This window comes from Halomonas sp. SIMBA_159 (assembly GCF_046536035.1).
GTDB classification, from domain to species: domain Bacteria; phylum Pseudomonadota; class Gammaproteobacteria; order Pseudomonadales; family Halomonadaceae; genus Vreelandella; species Vreelandella venusta_A.
Genome location: NZ_JAWJBT010000775.1, coordinates 1 through 265, shown reverse-complemented (window position 1 = coordinate 265; position 265 = coordinate 1). Strand labels below are relative to the sequence as shown.

Here is a 265-nt window from a genome sequence, read left to right as displayed (position 1 = left end):
GCCGGGCCGCAGGACCTGGCCCAGCGCCGCAAGGCCGCCGACCTGCTGGCGCGCCGCGGCTTCGATGCCGACACCATCCGCGCCGCGAGCCGGTTCGATCCTGACGACTGAGCGCCCAAGGGCTGGTAATCTTGGTGGTTTAGGTTGCGCCGCCGCTCCGCCTGCCCCATATCGGGCAGGTGGAACCGGTCCACCTGCCGCCCGCCCGACTGCCAGCCCGATGAACGCACCCACCAAATTCACGACCTCCCAGATCCGCAGCGAC

Annotated in this window: 1 protein-coding gene; it reads left to right on the top strand. The window is 70.6% G+C overall.

Annotated elements, in window-relative coordinates; all coding sequences use genetic code 11:
- Positions 1–15 precede the first annotated feature (15 nt).
- On the top strand, positions 16–111 hold the full coding sequence (locus R0J87_RS21315) for a hypothetical protein (RefSeq protein WP_498888789.1): 96 nt from the start codon (positions 16–18) through the stop codon (positions 109–111).
- Positions 112–265: the final 154 nt, after the last annotated feature.